Here is a 24,012-nt window from a genome sequence, read left to right on the forward strand (position 1 = left end):
ATGGATGCTTGGCCCCGCTGTCTGGAACGTCTCGAAGCCGAATTCCCGCCCGAAGACGTTCACACCTGGTTGAAACCCCTGCAAGCCGAAGACCGCGGCGACAGCATCGTGCTGTATGCCCCGAATGCCTTCATCGTCGACCAGGTGCGCGAACGTTACCTGCCGCGGATCCGCGAACTGCTGGCGTACTTCGCCGGCAACGGCGAGGTGGCACTGGCGGTGGGGTCGCGCCCGCGTGCGCCGGAGCCACTGCCGGCACCGATGATCGCCCCCACCAGCGCGCCAGTGGCCGCGCCGATCGTGCCGTTTGCAGGCAACCTGGATTCGCATTACACCTTCGCCAATTTCGTGGAAGGCCGTAGCAACCAGCTTGGTCTGGCAGCGGCCATCCAGGCCGCGCAGAAGCCGGGCGATCGTGCGCACAATCCGCTGCTGCTGTACGGCAGCACCGGCCTGGGCAAGACCCACCTGATGTTCGCCGCGGGCAATGCGTTGCGGCAGGCCAATCCGGCCGCCAAGGTGATGTACCTGCGCTCGGAACAGTTTTTCAGCGCGATGATCCGGGCGCTGCAGGACAAGGCGATGGACCAGTTCAAGCGCCAGTTCCAGCAGATCGATGCGCTGCTGATCGACGACATTCAGTTCTTCGCCGGCAAGGACCGCACGCAGGAAGAGTTCTTCCACACCTTCAACGCGCTGTTCGACGGCCGTCAGCAGATCATCCTCACCTGCGACCGTTACCCGCGCGAGGTCGAAGGCCTGGAGCCGCGGCTCAAGTCGCGCCTGGCCTGGGGTCTGTCGGTTGCGATCGACCCGCCGGACTTCGAAACCCGCGCGGCCATCGTGCTGGCCAAGGCGCGCGAGCGCGGTGCCGACATTCCCGACGACGTGGCGTTTTTGATCGCCAAGAAGATGCGCTCCAACGTGCGCGACCTGGAAGGCGCGCTCAACACCCTGGTGGCGCGCGCCAACTTCACCGGGCGCTCGATCACCGTGGAATTCGCCCAGGAGACGCTGCGCGACCTGCTGCGCGCCCAGCAGCAGGCGATCGGCATCCCCAACATCCAGAAGACCGTGGCGGACTACTACGGCCTGCAGATGAAGGATCTGCTCTCCAAGCGCCGCACCCGCTCGCTGGCGCGCCCACGCCAGGTGGCGATGGCGCTGGCCAAGGAACTGACCGAACACAGCCTGCCCGAGATCGGCGACGCGTTTGCCGGCCGCGACCACACCACCGTGCTGCATGCCTGCCGGCAGATCCGAACGCTGATGGAGGCCGACGGCAAGCTGCGCGAGGATTGGGAAAAGCTGATTCGCAAGCTCAGCGAGTAGGCCGTGGACGGCCCTGACGGCCCGCTTGGAGAAAAGCGTGGAAACGTTGGGGTCAAATGCGGGAGAATCTGTGGATAACGTTGCCCTGAATGTCGAACGGAAAACTATCCACAGGTTTTACCGCCAGACCAGGGGCACTAGTCCAACGACTTTCAGGCGCTAAATTGTCTTTGGAAACAAACAGTTATGGTGGTTATCCGCTGAAAACGGCCCTACCATCACCACCAAGCTTTTGATTTATTCCATTATCTTTTAAAGCATAGGGGCACGGAACCACATGCGTTTTACACTGCAGCGCGAAGCCTTCCTCAAACCATTGGCCCAGGTGGTCAATGTGGTCGAACGCCGTCAAACCCTGCCGGTTCTGGCCAATCTGCTGGTGCAGGTGAAGGACGGACAGGTCTCGTTGACCGGTACCGACCTGGAAGTGGAAATGATCTCGCGCACGATGGTGGAAGACGCGCAGGACGGCGAAACCACCATCCCGGCGCGCAAACTGTTCGACATCCTGCGCGCCCTGCCCGATGGCAGCCGCGTCACCATCTCGCAGACCGGCGACAAGGTCACCGTGCAGGCCGGGCGCAGTCGCTTCACCCTGGCGACGTTGCCGGCCAACGACTTCCCGTCCGTGGACGAGGTCGAAGCGACCGAACGCGTCGCGGTGCCGGAAGCGGCGTTGAAGGAGCTGATCGAACGCACCGCGTTCGCCATGGCGCAGCAGGACGTGCGTTATTACCTCAACGGCTTGCTGTTCGACCTGCGCGACGGCTTGCTGCGTTGCGTGGCCACCGATGGTCACCGTCTGGCGCTGTGCGAAACCGAGCTTGAAAAAGCCGGCGGTGCCAAGCGCCAGATCATCGTGCCGCGAAAGGGCGTGACCGAGCTGCTGCGCTTGCTGGAAGCAGCGGACCGCGAGGTCGAGCTGGAAGTCGGTCGCAGCCATATCCGTGTCAAACGCGGCGATGTGACGTTTACCTCCAAGTTGATCGACGGCCGTTTCCCGGATTACGAAGCGGTGATCCCGATCGGGGCCGATCGCGAGGTCAAGGTTGATCGCGAGGCGCTGCGCGCGTCGTTGCAGCGTGCGGCCATTCTGTCGAACGAAAAGTACCGCGGGGTTCGCGTCGAAGTGTCGCCTGGCCAGCTAAAGATCAGCGCGCACAATCCTGAGCAGGAAGAGGCGCAGGAAGAAATCGAAGCCGATACCAAGGTCGACGACCTGGCGATCGGCTTCAACGTGAACTACCTGCTGGATGCGCTGTCGGCACTGCGCGACGAACATGTAGTGATCCAGCTGCGGGATGCGAATTCGTCCGCGCTGGTGCGTGAGGCGAGCAGCGAGAAGTCGCGCCATGTGGTGATGCCGCTGCGTCTCTGACGCTGCGTTCCACGTGGAACATGAGAGCCCGGCGAAAGTCGGGCTTTTTTGTATCTGGAGTTTGGTGGGTTACCCCCGCTGGATTGAAAAACGCGACTGGCAGGGATCTGCCAACGGGATCTGCCGCGTCAGGCGAAGACTCGGCCGATGGGTCTCCTAGCCAGGTCCGCTGAAGAACGATCGGAGTCCGGGCGCGGGGTCCGCTATGCATACGTGTGCGGCATGTGGGTCTGGGGGCGCCGCCTTGTCACTGACCGCTTCAGTTGCATCGAGCCGCAATTGCGGTATCGGAAGCCGCTCTGCAGGGAGAGCGTTGCAAGCGTGTCCGGGCACGTTGGCGGCGCTGGAGAAGGCTGCATTGCGAAGGCATGATCAGTGGCTCTCGCACTGCCTTCGTCCGGACAGGCACGTCGAGACTGCGCTCTGCGTTTCTTGAAGTAAGCGCACCCTCATGGTCATGTTCGACAGTGCATGCATGGAGTTTCGCAAGTCCCATGTCTGCCCAGTCAGTACACGACACAATGGCATTGAAATTGCAGAAAACCACGGCCAACTGGAGGCAACCAATTGCAATTGTCTCAGGGAAAAATGAGATCGAAGACGTACCCGCCGTGACACCTGCACGGTGCGACCGCCCTGCCTAATGATGAACATGTTCAGCAAAAACCGACATCTGGAATCTCTCCCCTCGATCCATTCCCTCTGCCCCGACGTGCTTTTTGAGTTATGCACATCTAGCTTTGCTTTTAAAAATAGAAATAACTTAAGAGCTTGGTGGTGATGGTAGGGCCAGATTTCACGCAAAAGTAGGTCAAGTTGTTGTTTTTGCAGTTTTTTTTCGGTGCGAAACCCTGTGTTTTACCCGCTGTTTTCGATCCGGCAACCTGTGGATAAAGTGATGAGCCTGTTCAACCCGCACTTTTGTCCCCAAGTTATCCCCAGGCTGCCCGCTGATGCTTGGGCTGGGTCTTCGCACGTGTGTCGGGCCAATCACGTATCCTGCGCACCGCCCGGGAACCCGGACCACAGCCCGGAGCAGATTGATCGATGCACGTAGTGCGGTTGTCCATTCATCGGCTTCGCCGCTTTCAGACGGTCGAGCTCTACCCTAATAGCGCCCTGAACTTGCTGACCGGCGACAACGGTGCGGGCAAGACCAGCGTGCTCGAAGCGCTGCACCTGATGGCCTATGGCCGTAGCTTCCGTGGGCGGGTACGCGATGGGCTGATCCAGCAAGGCGCCAGCGACCTGGAAGTCTTTGTCGAATGGCGCGAACGAACCGGAGAACCCGGTGAACGCACACGGCGCGCAGGCCTACGTCACAGCGGGCAGGAATGGACGGGGCGGCTTGATGGTGAAGACGTCGCGCAGCTTGGCTCGCTCTGCGCTGCGTTGGCGGTCGTCACGTTCGAACCGGGGAGCCATGTCCTTATCAGCGGGGGCGCCGAGCCGCGCCGCCGGTTCCTGGATTGGGGTTTGTTCCACGTGGAACCCGACTTCCTGGCCCTCTGGCGCCGGTATGCGCGGGCACTCAAGCAGCGCAATGCGCTGCTCAAGCAGGGGGCACAGCCGCGTATGCTCGATGCCTGGGACCATGAACTTGCGGAATCAGGGGAGACGCTGACCTCCAGACGTATGCGCTACCTTGATCGCCTGCAGGAACGCCTGATACCGGTCGCCACTGCGATTGCGCCCTCGCTTGGGCTATCTGCGCTGGAGTTTGCGCCGGGTTGGAAGCGCCACGAGGTGCCGTTGGCGGATGCGCTCCTGCTGGCACGCGAACGTGACCGCCAGAACGGCTATACCTCGCAAGGCCCGCATCGCGCCGACTGGGCGCCCCGCTTCGACGCGCTTCCGGGCAAGGATGCGCTGTCGCGCGGACAGGCCAAGTTGACTGCCCTGGCCTGCCTGCTTGCCCAGGCCGAGGATTTTGCCCACGAGCGAGGCGAGTGGCCGGTGATTGCACTGGACGACCTCGGCTCGGAACTGGATCGTCACCACCAGGCCGGTGTCTTGCAGCGTCTTGCTGCAGCACCAGCGCAAGTGCTGATCACCGCGACGGAAACCCCCCCAGGCCTCGCAGACGCCGGCAAGCTGCTGTATCGGTTCCACGTGGAACACGGCAACGTCACTGCCGAGGTCGCAGCAGGCTGAGGGCGCCTGGTGATCGTTGCCAAAAGCCATCGGACGGCTGCAGAGGGCGCGATGAGACCGAAGTACACACGAGGTCTGCCGCGCCGAGTCCTGGCCGCTCTCACCTGGAGATAAGGACGGCGGTGTTGATTGCCGTCCCAAGCCCACGGCCAGAGCGGGCCGACTGGTATAATTCGCGGGCTATCCCCCTTTTCCCACGGTGCGAAGCGGCGTGTTGCCGTTGGCGCCCGTGTTGTGGAGTTAACGGCACGCGCATGACCGACGAACAAAACACCCCGACGACACCCAACGGCACTTACGACTCCAGCAAGATCACCGTGCTGCGCGGCCTGGAAGCCGTCCGCAAGCGCCCCGGCATGTACATCGGCGACGTCCATGACGGCACCGGCCTGCATCACATGGTGTTCGAAGTGGTCGACAACTCCGTCGACGAAGCCCTGGCTGGCCACGCCGACGACATCGTGGTGAAAATTCTGGTCGATGGGTCGGTCGCGGTGTCCGACAACGGACGCGGTGTGCCGGTCGACATCCACAAGGAAGAAGGCGTCTCGGCTGCCGAGGTGATCCTCACCGTGCTGCATGCCGGCGGCAAGTTCGACGACAACAGCTACAAGGTCTCTGGCGGCCTGCACGGCGTGGGCGTGTCGGTAGTCAACGCGCTCTCCGAGCACCTGTGGCTGGACATCTGGCGCGATGGCTTCCACTACCAGCAGGAATACGCGCTGGGCGAGCCGCAGTACCCGCTCAAGCAGCTGGAAGCCTCGACCAAGCGCGGCACCACCTTGCGCTTCAAGCCGGCCGTGGCGATCTTCAGCGATGTCGAATTCCATTACGACATCCTGGCGCGTCGCCTGCGTGAGCTGTCGTTCCTCAATTCCGGCGTCAAGATCGCGCTGATCGACGAGCGCGGCGAAGGCCGTCGCGACGATTTCCATTATGAAGGCGGCATCCGCAGCTTCGTCGAGCATCTGGCGCAGTTGAAGTCGCCGCTGCACCCGAATGTGATCTCGGTGACTGGCGAACACAACGGCATCGTGGTGGACGTGGCCCTGCAATGGACCGACGCCTACCAGGAAACCATGTACTGCTTCACCAACAACATCCCGCAAAAAGACGGCGGCACCCATCTGGCCGGCTTCCGTGCGGCGTTGACGCGTGTGCTCAGCAGCTACATCGAGCAGAACGGCATCGCCAAGCAGGCCAAGGTCGCGTTGACCGGCGACGACATGCGCGAAGGCATGATCGCGGTGCTGTCGGTCAAGGTGCCCGACCCCAGCTTCTCCTCGCAGACCAAGGAAAAGCTGGTCAGCTCGGATGTGCGCCCGGCGGTGGAAAACGCCTTCGGTGCGCGCCTGCAGGAGTTCCTGCAGGAGAATCCGAACGAAGCCAAGGCCATCACCGGCAAGATCGTCGACGCCGCACGTGCACGCGAAGCCGCGCGCAAGGCGCGCGATCTGACCCGCCGCAAGGGCGCGCTGGATATCGCCGGCCTGCCGGGCAAGCTGGCCGACTGCCAGGAAAAGGATCCGGCGCTGTCGGAACTGTTCATCGTCGAGGGTGACTCGGCAGGTGGTTCGGCCAAGCAGGGCCGCAACCGCAAGAACCAGGCGGTGCTGCCGTTGCGCGGCAAGATCCTCAACGTCGAGCGTGCGCGTTTCGACCGCATGCTGGCCTCCGACCAGGTGGGCACGCTGATCACCGCGCTGGGCACCGGCATCGGCCGCGACGAATACAACCCGGACAAGCTGCGCTACCACCGCATCATCCTGATGACCGACGCCGACGTCGACGGCTCGCACATCCGTACCCTGTTGCTGACCTTCTTCTACCGGCAGATGCCGGAGCTGATCGAGCGCGGCTACATCTACATCGGCCTGCCGCCGCTGTACAAGCTCAAGCAGGGCAAGAGCGAGCTGTATCTGAAGGACGACGCAGCGCTCAATGCGTATCTTGCCAGCAACGCGGTCGAAGGCGCGGCGCTGATCCCGGCCACCGACGAGCCGCCGATCACCGGCGAGGCGCTGGAAAAGCTGTTGATGCTGTTCACCAGCGCCAACGAGGCGATCGCGCGCAATGCGCACCGTTACGACCCGGCCCTGCTCACCGCGTTGATCGACCTGCCGCCACTGGATGTGGACAAGCTGCAGGCCGAAGGCGACCAGCACCCCACGCTGGACGCGCTGCAGGCGGTACTCAACCGCGGCACCCTGGGTACTGCGCGCTACCAGTTGCGTTTCGATCCGGCGACCGAAAGCTCGGCTGCGACGCTGGTTGCCATCCGCCGGCACATGGGCGAGGAATTCACCCAGGTGTTGCCGATGGGCGCGTTCGAAAGCGGCGAGCTTCGTCCGCTGCGCGAGGTCTCGCTGGCACTGAACGACCTGATCCGCGAAGGCGCGCAGATCGTACGTGGCAACAAGACCAACCCGATCACCAGCTTCGCGCAGGCGCACGCCTGGTTGCTGGAAGAGGCCAAGCGCGGCCGTCAGGTGCAGCGCTTCAAGGGCCTGGGCGAAATGAACGCCGAGCAGCTGTGGGAGACCACGGTCAACCCGGACACGCGCCGGCTGCTGCAGGTCCGTATCGAGGACGCCGTGGCCGCCGACCAGATCTTCAGCACCTTGATGGGCGATGTGGTGGAGCCCCGTCGCGATTTCATCGAGGACAACGCGCTGAAGGTATCCAACCTGGATATCTGAGCCGCCTGTGTCGCACCGGCGCAACGCTACGGCGTTGTGCCGGCGACCCGGTGTTCGCAGGACGACGATGAGCACAGACCTTCCGCCCTCCCCGGCACCGTGTGGTGCTGCCGGCCGCCCCCCGCTGCCGTCCGTGTTGCTCGGTTTTTTCATCGACGTCCTGATCGCCGTCGGCCTGTTGCTGAGCCTGAGCGTGGCCGGTTTTGCGATCTGGGGGGCGATACGGGGTATCGGATATGCGCAGACCGCCAAGGCGCAGGGCCTGACGCCCTCCGCTGCCGAGGTGATGGCCGCGATCGGCCAACCCGGGGTGATGGTGCAATTGCTCACTGCCCTGGTCAGCACTGCCACACCAGCAGTGGTTCTGTATTTCTGGCGTCGCCGCGCCACGTCCGCCGAGCAGGCGGACTCGCGCGCCGCCACGCGCCGTGCGTCCACCTGGGGGTGGACCGCGCTGATCGCCGCGGCGGTCTTTGTGCTCAGCAACCTGGTCAGCGTGGCGGCTTCGGCACTGGGCATCAAGCCGGTGCCGACCAACCTGCCGTTGATGGAAGAAGCCATCCAGCAGTGGCCGTTGGCCCTGACGCTGTTCGCGGTGGTGATCGCCCCGGCCTACGAGGAACTGTTGTTCCGGCGCGTGTTGTTCGGTCGCCTGCTGGCTGCCGGCCGCCCGTGGCTGGGAATCGTCCTGAGCGGCGCACTGTTTGCATTGGTGCATGAAGTGCCCGGCATCAGCGGCAATGGCCCGGCCGCCATCGCCCAGCTCTGGCTGGTCTACGGCAGCATGGGCGCGGCCTTTGCCTGGCTGTATTGGCGCACCGGCACGCTGTGGGCGCCGATCGCCGCGCACGGTATCAATAACGCCACTGCCTTGGCCGCGCTGTACTTTTTCGGGATCGGATAAGCCGGCTCAGCGCCACGGTGGTATCTCGCCAGGCCATCGCGGTCGGTGTTTTTGATCCATGCGTACCCAGCGCATACGGCGATGCAGGGCGCACCATGAGGTTTACCTGAGCGCCGATCGCCGCGTTTTGCTGGCCGATTCAGGCCGCTTGACGAAAAGTTAAGACGAGCCTGCCAAAATGGTCGCCTGATTCAGGGGGATCGAATGAAAGCCAGGCTGTTGATCGTTGTTGCCGTCCTCGCGTTGACGGCATGTGCCACCACAACCTCGCCGACCGGCCGCCGTCAGGTGGTGGGTGGAGTGTCGCAGGAGCAGCTCGACCAGTTGGGCGCGCAGTCGTTCGCGCAGACCAAGGCCAAGGAAAAAGTCAGCACCGACGGCAGGCAGAACGCCTACGTACAGTGCGTGGTCAATGCATTGGTGGCGCAATTGCCGCCGCAGTGGCGCCAGACCCAATGGGAAACCGCGTTGTTCGTCGATGACGAAGCCAATGCGTTCGCCCTGCCCGGCGGCAAGGTCGGGGTCAACACCGGCATCTTCACCGTGGCCAAGACGCAGGACCAGCTGGCCGCCGTGCTGGGGCACGAAATCGGGCACGTCATTTCGCGCCACCACGAAGAACGCATCACCCGCCAGCTCGGCGCCCAGACCGGCCTTGGCATCATCGGCGCCCTCGCTGGCGCGGCCTACGGCGATGGCGCAGCCAGCGCGGTGAATCAGGTCGGCGGCATGACTGCGCAGACCGTGTTCCTGCTGCCCGGCTCGCGCACCCAGGAGAGCGAAGCCGACGTGGTGGGGCAGCGCCTGATGGCCCAGGCCGGTTTCGACCCGGCCCAGGCAGTCACGCTATGGCAGAACATGATGGCTGCCAGCGGCAATCGCCAGCCGCAATGGCTTTCCACCCACCCCGACCCGACCAACCGGATCCGCGAGCTGCAGGCCGACGTCAACCAGCTCGAACCGGTGTACCAGCAGGCTCGCCAGGCTGGACGCGCCCCAAAGTGCGGTTAGACCTGATAGACGTGACGCTGCAACCGGTGCCGGCGCGCGCCCGTCCGGTTGCCTGCTACGGCAGGCGCACAGTGACATGCAGCCCGCACCGCCCGCTCACTTCTGATGCCTTACCGTTAGCCGCCCTAAGCAACCGCCCCACGTCCCGATTGCCGCACCACAACATGGAAACCGTTTTCGGGAACTGAGACTTTCTGCTAAGTTTGCCGGCTCAGATTTTTCGTACAGCGTCCATTCCGCTTTTCGTACCGCCCAACGGCGGCTCGTCCGAGGTGAAACATGAAACTGCTCAACCGCAAGCAAGCCCTGTTGTCCCTGTTCATCGCAGCGTCCCTGGGCGGGGCGGTGGTCACCGATGCGGTCGCGCAGTCGGACCGTTCCTCCGAGCGTGCCGCGCGCAAGTCCAAGGGCAGCGGCAAGGCCGAAGAGCTGTACCCGCAGTCGACCCGGCAGGCACCGACGATCAAGCCGTCGTCCAAGTTGAGCAGCAAACTGCAGAAGCTGATCGAAACCTTCAACAAGGGCGAAGACTACGCCGCCGTGCGCAGCCAGGCCGACGAAATCCTGGCCAACAGCGCCGCCAACGAAGCCGACAAGGCGCTCGCCGCCCAGTTGGCCGCGCAGGCCGCCTACAACCTGGACGACACCGCCAGCGCCAAGAAGTACCTGCAGCAGGCCATTGGCCTGAATGCGCTGGACAACAACGGCCAGTTCCAGTCGATGTTGATGCTGGCCCAGCTGCAGATGCAGGACGATCAGCAGGCAGAAGGCCTGGCCACGCTGGACAAGTATCTGGACGAGAGCAAGTCGCAGCGTCCGGAAGACCTGATCCTCAAGGGCCAGGCGCTATACCAGGCCGAGCGCTACAAGGAAGCGATCCCGGTCCTGAAGCAGGCCATCGCCGCTTCGCCCGAGCCGAAGGACACCTGGAACCAGTTGCTGATGGCGTCCTACGCCGAAGCTGGCCAGACCGGTGAAGCCGTGTCCGCTGCAGAGGCGCTGGCCGCCAAGACGCCCAACGACAAGAAGGCCCAACTCAATCTGGCCAGCATGTACATGCAGGCCGATCAGATGGACAAGGCCGCTGGCGTGATGGACAAGCTGCGCGCTGCCGGGCAGTTGACCGAAGAAAAGGAATACAAGCAGTTGTATTCCATCTACGCCAACACCGAGAACAAGGAAAAGGACGTCATCGCGGTGATCAATGAGGGTATGCAAAAAGGCATCCTCAAGCCTGATTATCAGACATACCTTGCGCTGGCCCAGTCCTACTACTACAGCGAGGACGTGCCCAAGGCGATCGAGAACTGGCAGAAAGCCGCACCGCTTTCCAAGGACGGCGAGACCTATCTGAATCTGGCCAAGGTGCTGCATTCGGAAGGTCGCATCCCGGAGGCCAAGCAGGCCGCGCAGCAGGCGATCGCCAAGGGCGTCAAAAAACCCGAAGACGCCAAGAAGATCATCAACCTGAAGTAAAAAAGAAAATAAACCCCCGAAATCCCTGTGTTTTTAGTGGTTACAGGACTCGGGATTGGTATAAGCTTGGGAGTTCCTGCGGTGTCAAAGCCGTCCGAAAACCTGGGGATCATCACAGTGATCCGGGCCCCCACTGAAAGAGCCATTGGCGCATGACGGAACAACTCGTTATCCACAGGCATGACTATGATGCCGGGAACCAGGGTCTGAGCTGGGCCCGCATTATCGGTATTGCTTTTGTAATTGCCCTGCACCTCACTGCACTGATGATGTTGCTGATCCCTGCAGTGGCGCCGAAGGCTCCGGCAGAGAAGGAGCGCACCACCATGGTTACCCTGGTGGATGCACCGCCTCCTCCCCCGCCGCCGCCGCCGCCGCCGCCGCCGGAAGACAAGCCGCCACCGCCGGTCAAGAATCTGTCGCCGCCGAAGCCGTCACCGGTTCCGCCGCCGCCGGAAGCACCGGTCGTCGACGTTCCCGAACCGCGTCCCAGCGATATCGTCACGCCGCCGAGCCCGCCGGCTCCGCCGCAACCGCCGAGTGACATCGGCGCCAGTGTCGATATCTCGTCCAAGAACATGAACCCGCCGAAGTACCCGCCGGCTGCATTCCGTGCCGGCGTCCAGGGCGAGGTCATCCTGATCGTGGATGTGGATGCCAGCGGCAACGTGACCAACGTGTCGGTCGAAAAGTCCAGCCGCAACCGCGACCTTGACCGTGCCGCGATGGACGCAGCACGCAAGTGGAAGTTCAACGCCTCCACCGTCAACGGGCAGAAAGCCGCCGGACGCGTCCGCGTCCCGGTCAACTTTGCTCTGAACTGATCCCACGGGCCGGCCACGGCCGGCCCAGGATCCTGTCTTCCTTTCGCTCCACCCTTCATCACCACACACAACAAAGGTAAGCGTCATGCTGCAGGAATTCTTTATCGCCGCCGCTGCAGGGGGCTCCAATCCGTCGGCCGCTCTGTCGCAGATGGGCTTCGAGCACTTGATCACCGAAATGACCTCCAGCCCCGGCGACTTCGCCGTGTCCTGGGTCGTCCTGATCACCCTGATCGCCATGTCCGCCGCCTCCTGGTACTGGACTGTCATCAACATCTTCCGCGCCACCCGTCTGAAGAGCGCGGCTGACCGCGTCACCACCGCGTTCTGGGATGCCCCGAATGCACAGGACGCCATCCGCGCCATGGAAGAGCAGCCGGCTTCCGAGCCGTTCTCCAAGATCGCGCTGGACGCAGCCCAGGCTGCCGCTCACCACCAGCGTGCTGAAGGCAACACCGGTGGTCTGGGCGAGAGCCTGAGCCGTTCGGAGTTCGTCGACCGCGCCCTGCGTCAGGCCGTGACCCGCGAAAGCACCAAGCTGCAGTCGGGCATGACCCTGCTGGCCACCGTGGGTGCGACCGCGCCGTTCGTCGGTCTGCTCGGTACCGTGTGGGGCATCTACGGCGCGCTGATCAAGATCGGTGCAACCGGTTCGGCCTCCATCGACGCCGTTGCCGGCCCGGTGGGTGAAGCGCTGATCATGACCGCGATCGGTCTGTTCGTCGCTATCCCGGCCGTGTTCGCGTTCAACTTCTTCTCCAAGGTCAACAGCTCGGTGATCGCCAAGTTCGACACCTTTGCCCACGACCTGCACGACTTCTTCGCCACCGGTTCGCGCGTTCGCTAATCCGGTTGTAAAGAACGCCTTCGCAACGATTTAGACGGAGCCCGTTATGGCCTTCAGTAGTGGAAACAGCGGTGGCCCGATGGCCGACATCAATGTGACGCCCCTGGTGGACGTCATGCTGGTGCTGCTGATCATCTTCATCATTACGGCACCGCTGATGTCCCATAAGGTCAAGGTGGAGCTGCCAGAGGCCAACTTGATCCAGAAGGAAGATGCGGAGAAACGCGCCGCGCCGATCACTCTGGCCGTCAAGGAAGATGGGTCGCTGTACTGGAACGACGAGCCGATTTCCAAGGAAGCCCTGGAGTCGCGCCTGTCCACCGCTGCACAGCAGACCCCGCAGCCGCCGCTCAACCTGCGCGGCGACCGCACGACCAAGATGCGTACGATCAACGAGATCACCAAGATCGCGCAAGGTCAGGGCATGCTGGACGTCGGTTTCGTTGCAACCAAAGTGAAGGGGCAGTAAGCCATGGCATTTAGTACTGGTGGAAGCCGTGGGCCGATGGCCGACATCAACGTCACGCCCCTCGTGGACGTGATGCTGGTGCTGCTGATCATCTTCATCGTGACCGCGCCGATCATGACCTACCCGATCGCCGTGGATCTGCCGCAGCGGGTGCTCAACCCGCCACCGCAGACGACTGAGCCGCCGCCGCCGATTGAATTGCGGATCGACGCCAGCAACCAGGTGTTCTGGAACAACAGCCCGACACCGGTTGATCAGCTGCAGCAGAAGATGGAAGAAGTGGTCCAGGCCGATCCGACCAATCAGCCGGAACTGCGCATCGATGCAAATCAGGATGCGGAGTACGAAGTGATGGCGAAGGTGCTGGCCGCTGCGAAAAACTCGCAGATGAAGAAAATCGGCTTCATGCAGCAGTAAACGCATCTGCAATACCGCAACACAACAGTCATGACGCGACTGCAACGCCACCGGAAACGGTGGCGTTTTTTTATGTCCGCGAGCTGCGTGCTCGCCGCCAGGAGCTGCAATCTCACCCACGCGATTGCATGCCAAAGCAGATGGATTGATTATTCGCCTTGGCAACGCGCGGTAACCAGAATCTGCAGCCGTGCCTCGTTACGGAAGATGGGTGCTTGCAGATAATGGAAAATCGAGGCCACTTTCTCGTGCCGAGATAATCCTTACTTAATCCACGCCATTTTTCGACTGGTTTGGATACACGGCGCCTACCGCTACTGCGGGCAAGGCGACACATCTGCGGATACAGGTCTGGCGTTGCGCATAGCCGGACGACTGCCGGCTCGACAGCGACGTCGAATGGGTTCGGATCACAGAGCAATACGCTTGGGCGATTGACTAGACATCAGTTCGCAGTACACCGACGTTGCATGCGTCGGCGTCACCGGCCAGCACGTCTGTTCCGTCGGTCACGCGTTTAGGTTGGCACCCCATTCATTGCACAGATGCGCCGTCGCCAGGTTCAAGGCACTCAAGCGCTGGCGCTTACTTCATTGCCTCTTCCACCGCGTTCTGCCAGGTGTATGCTCGGCCATGTAGCACCCACGATCACAACAGCACCGGAGGCAGTCATGGCTTTCAGTACGGCAGGGAATCGGGGACCACTGGCGGAGATCAATGTCACGCCGTTGGTGGATGTCATGTTGGTGTTGTTGATCATCTTTATCGTTACTGCACCGATGGTGACGCGCACGATGACGCTGGATCTGCCGCAGCCCACCAACCAGCCGTCCGTGCAGCTGGAGCCGCCCGAACCGATCGCCTTGCGGCTGGATGCCGACGGCCAGGTGTTCTGGAATGCCAGCCCGGTGAGCTTGCAGGACCTGCAGCCGCGTTTGATCGAACAGATGCGCCAGAGCTCAGGCAATCAGCCCGAGTTGCGCATCTCCGCCAGCCAGGAAGCCGAATATGCCGTCCTGGCCAAGGTGCTGGCAGCAGCCAAGAACGCGCAGGTGGAGCACATCGCCTTCGTGCAATAGCCGGCGCAAGATAGCGCTTGTGGCGCAGGCGCCCAACTGGCTCACGCAGCGTAGCTCGATGCGCTGCGCGAGCCGCTTTGCGATGGATGCGCAAGCACCTACCCACCGCTCGTCTCTCTGCACGCCTGCCTGGCGCATCGTTGAGAGGGTTACGAGATATCGGCCGCACGCGGTGTGGGTTGGTCCCCGCTCGCCGCCGGGATGCGTCCATCACCTGGCGTGATGCCAGCCGGCGTTCTTCGATGCATTGGCCCGTCTGTGGCCAATCGTCAATGCGACGTGGCGAGCGAAGCCCGCAGTTCGGGAGCGGTCACAGATCTGGTGAGCAGCCGCCAGGCCGGCGCTGCTACCCGATGCATCATGGACCCTTCAGTGCATTCCGGTTCTGAGCTCGCCATCCGCACGCATCTGACGACTGCTTGCTGCGCTCTGGACGCCTTGGAAGGCGCGCGCAATTACCGCCACCACTGAGTGCGCCGGGCCACGTTGGCAAACCAGCTACCGACGACGAAAAACCGCGCAGTTGCCTACGTCGACGTCTCAACGCCACGTAGCAGCTGCACATACGCGCGCACGGTTGCGTCCAGCCCCGCGTACAAGGCCTCGCTGATCAGCGCGTGGCCGATCGACACCTCCAGCACGCCGGGCACTGTGGCGAGAAAATCGCCAAGGTTGGCTTGCGACAGATCGTGTCCCGCATTGATTCCCAGCCCGGCAGCGGTGGCACGCCGCGCGGCGTCGGCAAACAGGGGCAGTTCGGCCTGCGGCTGCCCGCGTGCGTAGGCGTGCGCATACGGGCCGGTGTACAACTCGATACGGTCCGCACCCAGCGCAGCGGCGTGGGCAAGACGTGGATTGCCGGCATCCACAAATAGGCTGACCCGGCTGCCCAGCGCCTTGAACGCAGCGATCAATTCGTCCAGCTGGGTGGTGTCCTGCGCAAAATCGAAGCCGTGGTCGGAGGTCAATTGCCCATCGCTGTCGGGCACCAGGGTGACCTGCTCCGGGCGTGTGGCGCGGCAGAGCTCCAGCAGCCCCGGATAGCCGGTGCGCGGCGGTGCGAATGGATTGCCTTCGATATTGAACTCGACACCGTGGTCGCGCGTGAGCGCGCTCAGCGCCAGCACGTCATCGGCGCGGATATGCCGCTGGTCCGGCCGCGGGTGCACGGTGATGCCGTGCGCGCCGGCGGCGATGCAGGTGCGTGCCGCCTGCACCACGTCCGGGTCGTGGCCACCGCGCGAGTTGCGCAGCACCGCAATTTTGTTGACGTTGACGCTGAGCCGGGTGGTCACGACATCGTTCACTAGGCTTGCGGCTCGCCGTCGCGGGACGCTGCCAGCGCGGCGGCCTTGCGGGCTTCGGCAATCTCGCGCAGCCGGCGCAGTTCGGCCGGGTCGATCATGCTGCTGGTATCGCGCTGGGTATCGTCCATACGCGCGGCGAACCAGCCACGGGTCCACAACAGCAGCAGCACCAACGCCACCAACAGCGACACCACCAGCAACCACACGTGCGGCGTGCTGAAGGCCAGCACCAGCGCACCCAGTGCCATGAGCAGAAACAGCCAGTGCATGACGAGCTCCCCAATGAGTGGCGGCAGTGTAGCGCCGCGCCCGCTCCGGTTCCACGTGGGACCGGGGGCGGCTCAGAGCAACGGCGACAGCAGCCGTGCGAAGGCCTCGGGCAGGCGCGAGCGCCAGAGCGGACGGTGACGCACGAAGCGCACTTCCTGCGCCTGCTGCATGTCGGTGTCGATCATCCCGGCCAGCTCGGCGGCCACCGCCTGGTCGCGGAACAGCATCGACAGTTCGAAGTTCAGCCGGAAGCTGCGGCTGTCGAAATTGGCGCTACCGACAATGCAGACCTCGTCGTCGGCCAGCAGCGCCTTGGTATGCAGCATGCGCGGGCCGTATTCGTAGATGCGCACGCCGGCTTCGAGCAGTTCATCGAAGTACGAGCGCGCGGCATAGGTCACCAGGCGCGAGTCACTGACGCGCGGAACCAACAGGCGCACGTCCAGGCCGCCCAGCGCAGCCGAGGTCAACGCCATGCGCGCGGCCTCGCCCGGAACGAAGTACGGGGTGACCAGCCAGACCCGGTGCTTGGCCTCGTGGATGGCGGCCACCATCAGGCGGTGGATGGCTTCCCAGGAGGAGTCCGGGCCGGACACCAGCACCTGTGCGTCCACCGTGCCCTGTGCACGCGTGGGCACGTCCTCCGGCCAGAGCTTCTGGCCGTGGAAGGCGGCGCGTTCCTGCCGGGTGGCATACAGCCAGTCTTCCAGGAAGACCAGCTGCAGGCTACGCACCACGTGGCCTTGCAGGCGCACATGCAGGTCGCGATACGCATCGCTGCGCACCCGCTCGTTCTCTTCGTCGGTGACGTTGATGCCGCCGGTGAAGCCGATCCTGCCGTCGACCACGACCACCTTGCGGTGGGTACGCAGGTTCAGCCACGGTCGCTTGAACGGCTTGAGGAACTGCGACGGATGGAACCAGGCGGTCTCCACGCCCGCCTCGCGCAGCGTGCGCAGGGCGCGCCGGGTCATTGCCGACGAGCCGATCGCATCCATCAACAAACGCACCTTCACCCCGGCACGGGCGCGTTCCATCAGCGCATCGCAGATCGCGGTGCCGCTGTGGTCGGGCTGGAAGATGTAGTACTCCACATGGATGTGGTCACGCGCGCTGCGGATCGCCTCGATGATGGCGGCATACGTCGCCGCGCCATCCACCAGCCAGTGCACTTCGGTGGCGCTGCTCGGCGCCAGGCCGGTAGTGGACTGGGCGATCTTGGCCAGCTCGGTGCAATCGGCATCCGGCGGGCAGACGCTGCTGTAGCTCTCCATGCCCGAACGCGAGCGCCCGCGTCGCAGCCGTTGCCGTTTCACTTTCTGCGGGCCGAGCCAGTAGTAGATCAGCAGGCCCAGGTACGGCAGCGCGGCCAGCGACAGCACCCAGCTCAGCGTGGCCACCGGCTCGCGCTTTTGCAGCACGATCCAGCTGGCGATCCACAGCAGGTAGAGCACGTAGGCGGCAAGAAGGAGCGCTTCGAGATGGGGAATGTTGGCCAGCCAATCCCACGCGCCCTGAGCAAGTGCGAGCATGGGCGGATTCTACGGCGCCCACGCCGTGCTGCGATGACCGTGGCGCCAATGCCGTGGTGCCTGGGTAGCGGCCTGAAAGCTTCATCCGGTCGAACGCCCCGTCGCGGCGGATGAGACCTGCCGGCCGTACGATGCGCCGATGGCAAGCGCAATCAAGGGCCGGGGTGCGACCGGTTATCTGCCCGGACGGTTCGAGGTCACCACCGAGCATGCGGTGGACGATGGCTGGCACGTGGACGACAGCGAGGAGTTCGCTGCGGGCGTGCTGCGCACGCAGGTCACCGAGGAGACCGCGCGCAGCATCATCAGCCGCAACCAGTCGCCGGATATCGGCTTCTCGCAGTCGGTCAACCCGTACCGCGGCTGCGAGCATGGCTGTAGTTACTGCTTTGCGCGACCCTCGCATGCGTATCTCAATCTGTCGCCCGGTCTGGATTTCGAGACCAAGCTGTTCGCCAAGACCAATGCACCGCAACTGCTGCGGCGCGAACTGGCGCGGCCGAGCTATGTGCCCAGCCCGATCGCGCTGGGCATCAACACCGATGCGTACCAGCCGATCGAGCGCAAGCACGCACTGACGCGGCAGTTGATCGAGGTGCTGTGGGAAACGCGGCACCCGTTCACGCTGATCACCAAGAATGCGTTGGTGACGCGCGATCTGGATCTGCTTGCACCGCTGGCGCGCGAGAACCTGGTCAACGTGTATTTTTCGGTGACCACGCTGGACTCGCAGGTGTCGGCCAAGCTGGAGCCGCGCGCTGCCGCACCGCATGCGCGTCTGCGTGCGATGCGCACCCTGCACGAGGCCGGCGTGCCGGTAGGCGTGATGGCCGCGCCGGTGATCCCGTGGATCAACGACCATGAACTGGAAGCGATTCTGCAGGCTGCCGCCGACGCGGGCGCGAGCAGCGCCGGCTACGTGCTGTTGCGACTGCCGCACGAAGTGGCGCCGTTGTTCCGCGACTGGCTGCAGACCCATCACCCGCAGCGCGCTGCGCATGTGATGAGCACCATCCAGCAGCTGCGCGGCGGCAAGGACTACGACAGCACCTTCGGCACCCGCCTGCGTGGGCAAGGCGTCTATGCCGACCTGCTGGCGCGCCGCTTCGCGCTGGCGCATCGCCGCGCAGGGTTCGAAACCCGCACGATGCCGGCACTGGACTGCAGCGCCTTCCGCCGCCCGGCCGCCCCGGCCAGACCGGTGCCCGACTCGCCGCAGGGGCAGTTGTTTTAGTTGCGGGGATTGGGGAGTCGGGATTGGTAACGGCAATGGCGTTGCGACCGATCAGTCCGATTCCCGCCATGCGCTGCCGATGGTGCCGGGACCGATCCAGCGGATTGCCAAACGTCGCTGTCGCTCCTCACGGCAATGCGTGTCACCCCAGACGGCTGTTCCGGCAGTGGCAATCAGCTGTAAACATGAAAGCCGCCAGGACACAGCAACGCAGCGCCGCCGTTGCCCTTGCGATTCCCCAATCCCGATTCCCTATTCCCCGCCGTACAGCGCCTGCGCCGATTGGAACAGGATCCAGCTGGTGGCGATGAACTTGTCGCCGCCGACCGGACGGTTGCCGCGGTGGGTGTGGGTGAACGCGGTCGGTGCGATCAGCAGGCTGCCGGTGCGCGGTCGGGCCTTGCGTTGCTGGAAGAGGAACTCGGTTTCGCCCTGTTCGAAGTCTTCGTTGAGATATAGCGTCCACAGCAGGTGCCGATGCAGCGTGTCGGCGCTGGCATCGCGGGGATACAGTTCGCAATGCCAATACGGATAGCCGCCTTGGTCGGCGGTGTACCACTGCAGGTTGATCGCGCCCGGACGCAGGCAGGTGCGCGCCAGATCGCCCAGCGCCTGGTCGCTCATCTGCGCGATATCCTCGGCCACCAGCCGATGCGGTGTGCCGTCGGCGGTGGTGACCTGCAGCATCAACGGCGAGATCAGCGCCTGCGGATACTGCCGCAGATAGGTCAGCACGCCTTCGAACACCGCTTGTTGCAGGCGGCTTTCCACCTCGGCCCACTCGGCCACACCGCTGATGCGCAGATCGCGGCTGTGTTTGAGTTCGGGAAACACGCCGCCACCGATGCGGCCCGGATGCAGCTGTCGACTGTCGCGCATGCGCTGCACGATTACCGCGCAATCGGCGGCCGAGACGGCGTTGTCGGTGATCTGGATGAAGTCGGGTTGGCTCATGCGCACGACCATAGCAATCTGCAGCGTGGCCTGCACAGCCTGCCGTGCAGGGCGCAGCAACGCACGGTGCAGGCAATCGATGCGCGTGCTCGAGGCGCGGTTTCGACCGCGAGGCGTGCGTCCTCGACGCACTCGCAGTTACGCAGTGCGTGTTTGCTCGATCGCGTCGGCATGGCGGTGATGGATGCCGTGATTGGATCGCAGCGCCAGTGGCCTGGCAACAGCCCCTAAAGAAAAACCCCGCCGAAGCGGGGTTTTTCATCGTACAACGCCGATTGCGACGATCAGAACTTGTAGTTGATCGAAGCGGCCAGCACGTCGCCCTTCACCTTGTAGCTACCTGCCAGGCGGTCGCCGGTGGCGCTGCGGGTATCGCTGGTCGGGTCGCTGGTGAACAGGTGGGTGTAACCGAAGTTGTATTCGGCCTGCTGCGACGGACGCCAGCTCAGACCCAGCGAGACCCACTTGCGGCTGGCATCGGGCACGCGCACGTCGCGGTGCTCGGCGGTGGTCGGGGTCTGGTCGTACGCCAGGCCGCCACGCAGGGTCAGCGTGTCGCTCATGCGGTAGTCGGCACCGATCGAGGCGAAGGTGGTGTCGCGGTAGGAGAAGTCCAGCACGCTGTCGGGCTGGTTGGACGCGAAGTCCACGGTCACCTGGTCGAACTTGCTCCAGGCGGTGCGGGTGACGTCGGCCATGATCGACCACTGCTCGTTCACGTTGTGGGTGAAGCTGGCGGTGGCGCTGGCAGGCAGCTTGACGGTGGCGCGGCCCTTGGTGTCGACGAAGGTGCCCGGTGCGGCAGCGGCCAGCACGGCAGCGGCGTTAGGCGGGGTGGTGAAGTCGGCGGTGCCGTCGGTGATCTTGTGCTCCACTTCCGAGCGGTAGCTGAAGCCGATATGGGTGTTCTCGTCGATGCTGAACAAGCCACCGAGGGTGAAGCCCACTTCGGTGCTGTCGCCCTTGATGCGCGAGTAGCCGTCGGCGCTGCCCGGTGCAAAGCCCGGCACGCGGCGTGCGGCCAGGATGCTGCCGAAGTCCACCGCGTTGGCCAGGTCGATGTCCAGACGCTCGGCGAACACCGAGGCGCCGAAGGACACGTACGGGTTCACGTCGTAGGAGAAGGCAACGTTGAAGTCGATCGCCTGCAGCTCGGTCTTGGTGCCGTGGTAGCGGCCGGCCCAGTCGCGGTCGTATTCGGTCTTGAAGCCGAACGGCACGGTGAGCGAGGTGCCCAGGTGCATGTTGTTGTTCTCGCCGAACGGCGCATGGAAATACATCGCCGGGACCGGCGCGATCATGCCGGCATCGCCGCCGTTGCCGCCGGAGACCGGGGCGCCGTTGGCATAGTTGGCGGTGTCGGGATCGAACTTGGCCGAGAAGCTGATGGCGCTGACGTCGGCCTGGAACAGGCGGCCGTCCAGCTGGCGCATGCCGGCCGGGTTGTTGGCGATGATCGAGGCGTCGTCCGGGGCGCTGCCCGAACCTGCGAATGCGCGGCCGAGGCCCTTGGCGCTGTTTTCCTTCAGCTGGAATGCGGCGCCGTGTGCCTGGCCAACGGCCAGAACGCCAGCGATACCAACGGCCAGCAGGGTGGCGCGGCTGAGAGTGGAAGCGGTAGACATGAGTTGTAGCTCTCCGGATAAAGACTGCAATGGTCGGTTCAGCGCCCGCGCCCAGCACCAATCCAGTGCCTGGAGCGCGCCGGAGACCCCCCCCCGACATACGACGCCGTACGCAGTATACCCACCACGATTAACCGAACAATAACGACCTTGGTCCTGAACACGCGGCTGGGTTGGGTCTGGGTTCAGGCCCGTGGACCGGCTATTGTGCGACTCCGATGTTCGTCTCCCTCCCCTCCCGCAAGAAACCCACCCCGCGCTGGGCGGTGCCGCTGTTGTTCGCCACGGTGTGGCTGGCCTATCTGTGGTCGATCAGCCGACCGGGCGAAGCGCGCAATACGCTGTGGCTGGACTGGGGCGCGCTGTCCAGCGGCGTGTCCAACCTGGGCGACTGGTGGGCGACGTTGCGCGACGGCAGCGTGCTGCGGTTGTTCACGGCGCTGTTCCTGCATGCCGATTGGTCGCACCTGCTCGGCAACCTGGTGTTCCTGCTGATCTTCGGGTTGCCGGCCGAGCGCATCCTGGGGCCGTGGCGCTTGCTGTTGCTGTTCCTGGTCGGCGGCGCGGCCTCCAACCTTGCGGCGATCTTTGCGATCGGCACGCCGGACCGGGTGATCATCGGCGCCTCCGGCGCGGTATCGGCCTTGATCGGTACCTACCTGGCGTTGTTTCCCGGCGCCAAGCTGGGGGTGGTGCTGCCGCTGGGGCTGTTCCTGGAATTCATCCGCGTGCCGGCGCCGCTGCTGATCGGTGCCTGGGCCCTGCTGCAGGTGGTGTTCGCCTACATCGGCCCGGCCTTCGGCATGGTGGCGTGGTCGGCGCACATCGCCGGCTTCCTGTTCGGCATCGTCTACGGGCTGTATGTGCGCGCGGCCATCGCGCGACGCTTGCGCAAGCGCCACGGGTTTTAGCGCGCGGCAAGCGCCACAGCGCGGAGGCATGCACCTGCCGGCGCGCTGCGCTGCGTCCAGGGCAATGGCGCGCCTATAATCGGCGCATGTCCAAGCCCCTGTACAAAGTCACCTTTCTCAATCACGGCAAGGTGTACGAGCTCTACGCGCACGAAGTGACCGGCAGCCATCTGTGGGGCTTCAACCAGATCGGCGAGTTGGTGTTCGACGTGCACGACGGCCTGGTGGTGGACCCCACCGAAGAACGCCTGCGCGAAGAGTTCGGCAATACCAGGACCCTGCATCTGCCGATGCAGAGTATCGTGCGTATCGAAGAAGTGGAAAAGAAAGGCCAGTCGGTGATCCGCGATGCGACCACCGGCGACAAGGTGGTGACCTTTCCGGTGCCGACCAAGCCGCGTTGATGCGCATCCTGGTGCCCGACGATTACCAGGGCGCGGTGCGCCACCTGCCCTGTCTGCAGCGACTGGAGGGGCACGATGTGCAGGTGCTCGGCGCGTTGGCCACCGATCCCAACGAATGGGCCGAGCGCCTGGTCGAAGCCGAGGCGCTGGTGCTGATCCGCGAGCGCACCCGCGTGGATGCGACGCTGTTGCGGCGGTTGCCGCGGCTGAAGCTGATCAGCCAGACCGGACGCGTGGGCACGCATGTGGATGTGGCCGCCTGCACCGAGTTCGGCGTGGCGGTGGCCGAGGGCGTTGGCTCGCCGGTGGCGCCGGCCGAGCTGACCTGGGCGCTGATCCTGTCGGCCAGTCGCCGCCTGAGCGAGTATCAGCGCGCCCTGCACCAGGGCCGCTGGCAGGCGACCGGCGACCCCGACCTGGGCCGATCGCTGCATGGCCGCACCCTGGGTGTCTGGAGTTATGGGCGGATCGGCCAACGCGTGGCCGGGTTCGGGCGCGCGTTCGGCATGCAGGTGCTGGTGTGGGGCGGCGAAGCGTCGTGCGCGCAGGCCGCGCGCGATGGGTATGCAATTGCGGGCAGTCGCCAGGAGCTGTTCGAGCGCAGCGATGTGCTGTCGCTGCATCGCCGGCTGACTGCGCAGACGCGCCACCAGGTGACTGCGCAGGATCTGGGCCGCATGCGCACCGACGCCTTGCTGGTCAACACCAGTCGCGCCGAATTACTCGCACCCGGCGCATTGCTGGCCGCGCTGGATGCCGGCCGGCCCGGGCAGGCGGCGGTGGATGTATTCGAGCGCGAGCCGGTGCTGGACCCGCGCGACCCGCTGCTGCAGCACCCGCGCCTGCTGGCCACACCGCACCTGGGTTATGTGGAGCGCGACAGCTACGCGCTGTATTTCGACGCCGCCTTCGACAATGTGCTGGCGTTCGCCGCCGGCACGCCGCGCAATCTGGTCAATCCGGAAGTGCTGGCGATGACGCGCTAGCGCGTTTGCGCGGTGAGTCCCAGCATGCATGCGCGAAGAACCAGACACACGGATGCCGTCAGCGACTCGCACGGGAACGCATGGACGGGTTTGCAAGCGCGCGGGAGTTTCAGGGCGTCTGCCGAACGCTGCATGCCCAACCCAACGCGCGCAATCGGCCAATCCTCAAGCAGCGATGATGGCGCGATCAACGCAGGTC

General features: G+C 64.2%; 21 protein-coding genes. 16 read left to right on the forward strand and 5 right to left on the reverse strand.

From position 1 onward, the window contains the following. The 12 genes from dnaA (at nt 1) to VZ068_RS00060 (ending at nt 14,590) form a co-directional block, all read left to right on the forward strand. Complete coding sequence (dnaA, locus tag VZ068_RS00005) at nt 1-1,332, forward strand: chromosomal replication initiator protein DnaA (protein ID WP_349656477.1); 1,332 nt, start codon at nt 1-3, stop codon at nt 1,330-1,332. 277 nt (nt 1,333-1,609) lie between these two features. Next, the gene (dnaN, locus tag VZ068_RS00010) at nt 1,610-2,710 is read left to right on the forward strand and encodes a DNA polymerase III subunit beta (protein ID WP_005991691.1); all 1,101 of its coding nucleotides are present in this window, start codon (nt 1,610-1,612) and stop codon (nt 2,708-2,710) included. A gap of 1,047 nt (nt 2,711-3,757) precedes the next feature. Continuing rightward, on the forward strand, nt 3,758-4,864 hold the full coding sequence (recF, locus tag VZ068_RS00015) for a DNA replication/repair protein RecF (RefSeq protein WP_349656478.1): 1,107 nt from the start codon (nt 3,758-3,760) through the stop codon (nt 4,862-4,864). Between the two features lie 254 nt (nt 4,865-5,118). Beyond that, the gene (gene gyrB / locus VZ068_RS00020) at nt 5,119-7,563 is read left to right on the forward strand and encodes a DNA topoisomerase (ATP-hydrolyzing) subunit B (protein WP_349656479.1); all 2,445 of its coding nucleotides are present in this window, start codon (nt 5,119-5,121) and stop codon (nt 7,561-7,563) included. 67 nt (nt 7,564-7,630) lie between these two features. Then, nucleotides 7,631-8,467: a CPBP family intramembrane glutamic endopeptidase gene (locus VZ068_RS00025; protein WP_259166516.1), complete on the forward strand. Its 837-nt coding sequence runs from the start codon at nt 7,631-7,633 to the stop codon at nt 8,465-8,467. 204 nt (nt 8,468-8,671) lie between these two features. Beyond that, the gene (locus VZ068_RS00030) at nt 8,672-9,478 is read left to right on the forward strand and encodes a M48 family metallopeptidase (RefSeq protein ID WP_259158917.1); all 807 of its coding nucleotides are present in this window, start codon (nt 8,672-8,674) and stop codon (nt 9,476-9,478) included. Nucleotides 9,479-9,757: 279 nt separating this feature from the next. Beyond that, nucleotides 9,758-10,954 (forward strand): tetratricopeptide repeat protein, encoded by a 1,197-nt coding sequence (locus VZ068_RS00035; RefSeq protein WP_349656480.1) that lies wholly within the window; start codon nt 9,758-9,760, stop codon nt 10,952-10,954. 266 nt (nt 10,955-11,220) lie between these two features. Beyond that, nucleotides 11,221-11,778, forward strand: coding sequence for an energy transducer TonB (locus VZ068_RS00040; protein WP_016901836.1), 558 nt, complete (start codon nt 11,221-11,223; stop codon nt 11,776-11,778). An 85-nt stretch (nt 11,779-11,863) separates the two neighbouring features. Then, the gene (gene exbB, locus VZ068_RS00045) at nt 11,864-12,625 is read left to right on the forward strand and encodes a TonB-system energizer ExbB (RefSeq protein WP_029218134.1); all 762 of its coding nucleotides are present in this window, start codon (nt 11,864-11,866) and stop codon (nt 12,623-12,625) included. A 46-nt stretch (nt 12,626-12,671) separates the two neighbouring features. Then, complete coding sequence (locus VZ068_RS00050; protein WP_005912447.1) at nt 12,672-13,094, forward strand: biopolymer transporter ExbD; 423 nt, start codon at nt 12,672-12,674, stop codon at nt 13,092-13,094. Between the two features lie 3 nt (nt 13,095-13,097). Further along, a complete protein-coding gene (locus tag VZ068_RS00055; protein WP_039411682.1) occupies nt 13,098-13,511 on the forward strand; it encodes a biopolymer transporter ExbD in 414 nt (137 codons plus the stop codon). Between the two features lie 671 nt (nt 13,512-14,182). Beyond that, nucleotides 14,183-14,590 (forward strand): biopolymer transporter ExbD, encoded by a 408-nt coding sequence (locus VZ068_RS00060; RefSeq protein ID WP_349656481.1) that lies wholly within the window; start codon nt 14,183-14,185, stop codon nt 14,588-14,590. Between the two features lie 527 nt (nt 14,591-15,117). Here VZ068_RS00060 and VZ068_RS00065 read toward each other — a convergent pair. The 3 genes from VZ068_RS00065 to cls all read right to left on the reverse strand — a co-directional run bounded on the left by VZ068_RS00065 (nt 15,118) and on the right by cls (nt 17,699). Beyond that, on the reverse strand, nt 15,118-15,885 hold the full coding sequence (locus tag VZ068_RS00065) for a pyridoxine 5'-phosphate synthase (RefSeq protein WP_349657789.1): 768 nt from the start codon (nt 15,883-15,885) through the stop codon (nt 15,118-15,120). An 11-nt stretch (nt 15,886-15,896) separates the two neighbouring features. Further along, a complete protein-coding gene (locus VZ068_RS00070; protein ID WP_349656482.1) occupies nt 15,897-16,166 on the reverse strand; it encodes a hypothetical protein in 270 nt (89 codons plus the stop codon). Between the two features lie 72 nt (nt 16,167-16,238). Then, entirely contained in the window at nt 16,239-17,699 is a 1,461-nt protein-coding gene (cls, locus tag VZ068_RS00075) for a cardiolipin synthase (protein ID WP_259166519.1), read from the reverse strand. 139 nt (nt 17,700-17,838) lie between these two features. Here cls and VZ068_RS00080 point away from each other — a divergent pair, with 139 nt between their 5' ends. Next, nucleotides 17,839-18,933, forward strand: a complete 1,095-nt coding sequence (locus VZ068_RS00080) for a PA0069 family radical SAM protein (RefSeq protein WP_259158996.1) — start codon at nt 17,839-17,841, stop codon at nt 18,931-18,933. A gap of 252 nt (nt 18,934-19,185) precedes the next feature. On the opposite strand, the gene VZ068_RS00085 is transcribed toward VZ068_RS00080, so the two are convergent. Both VZ068_RS00085 and VZ068_RS00090 read right to left on the reverse strand, forming a co-directional pair. After that, nucleotides 19,186-19,887 (reverse strand): 2OG-Fe(II) oxygenase, encoded by a 702-nt coding sequence (locus tag VZ068_RS00085; protein ID WP_349656483.1) that lies wholly within the window; start codon nt 19,885-19,887, stop codon nt 19,186-19,188. A gap of 284 nt (nt 19,888-20,171) precedes the next feature. After that, nucleotides 20,172-21,512, reverse strand: coding sequence for an outer membrane protein transport protein (locus VZ068_RS00090; protein ID WP_349656484.1), 1,341 nt, complete (start codon nt 21,510-21,512; stop codon nt 20,172-20,174). Nucleotides 21,513-21,730: 218 nt separating this feature from the next. On the opposite strand from VZ068_RS00090, the gene VZ068_RS00095 reads away from it, so the two are divergent. The 3 genes from VZ068_RS00095 to VZ068_RS00105 all read left to right on the forward strand — a co-directional run bounded on the left by VZ068_RS00095 (nt 21,731) and on the right by VZ068_RS00105 (nt 23,813). Further along, nucleotides 21,731-22,423, forward strand: a complete 693-nt coding sequence (locus tag VZ068_RS00095) for a rhomboid family intramembrane serine protease (protein ID WP_046962787.1) — start codon at nt 21,731-21,733, stop codon at nt 22,421-22,423. Nucleotides 22,424-22,509: 86 nt separating this feature from the next. After that, nucleotides 22,510-22,827 carry a DUF1820 family protein gene (locus VZ068_RS00100; protein WP_259159004.1) on the forward strand — a complete coding sequence of 106 codons (318 nt, stop codon included), beginning with the start codon at nt 22,510-22,512 and terminating at the stop codon, nt 22,825-22,827. Further along, complete coding sequence (locus tag VZ068_RS00105; RefSeq protein WP_349656485.1) at nt 22,827-23,813, forward strand: D-2-hydroxyacid dehydrogenase family protein; 987 nt, start codon at nt 22,827-22,829, stop codon at nt 23,811-23,813. Before VZ068_RS00100 ends, VZ068_RS00105 begins: the two co-directional genes overlap by 1 nt. The last annotated feature ends 199 nt before the right edge of the window (nt 23,814-24,012 follow it).

Origin of the sequence: Xanthomonas sp. 10-10 (genome assembly GCF_040182365.1) — a bacterium.
GTDB lineage: Bacteria > Pseudomonadota > Gammaproteobacteria > Xanthomonadales > Xanthomonadaceae > Xanthomonas > Xanthomonas arboricola_F.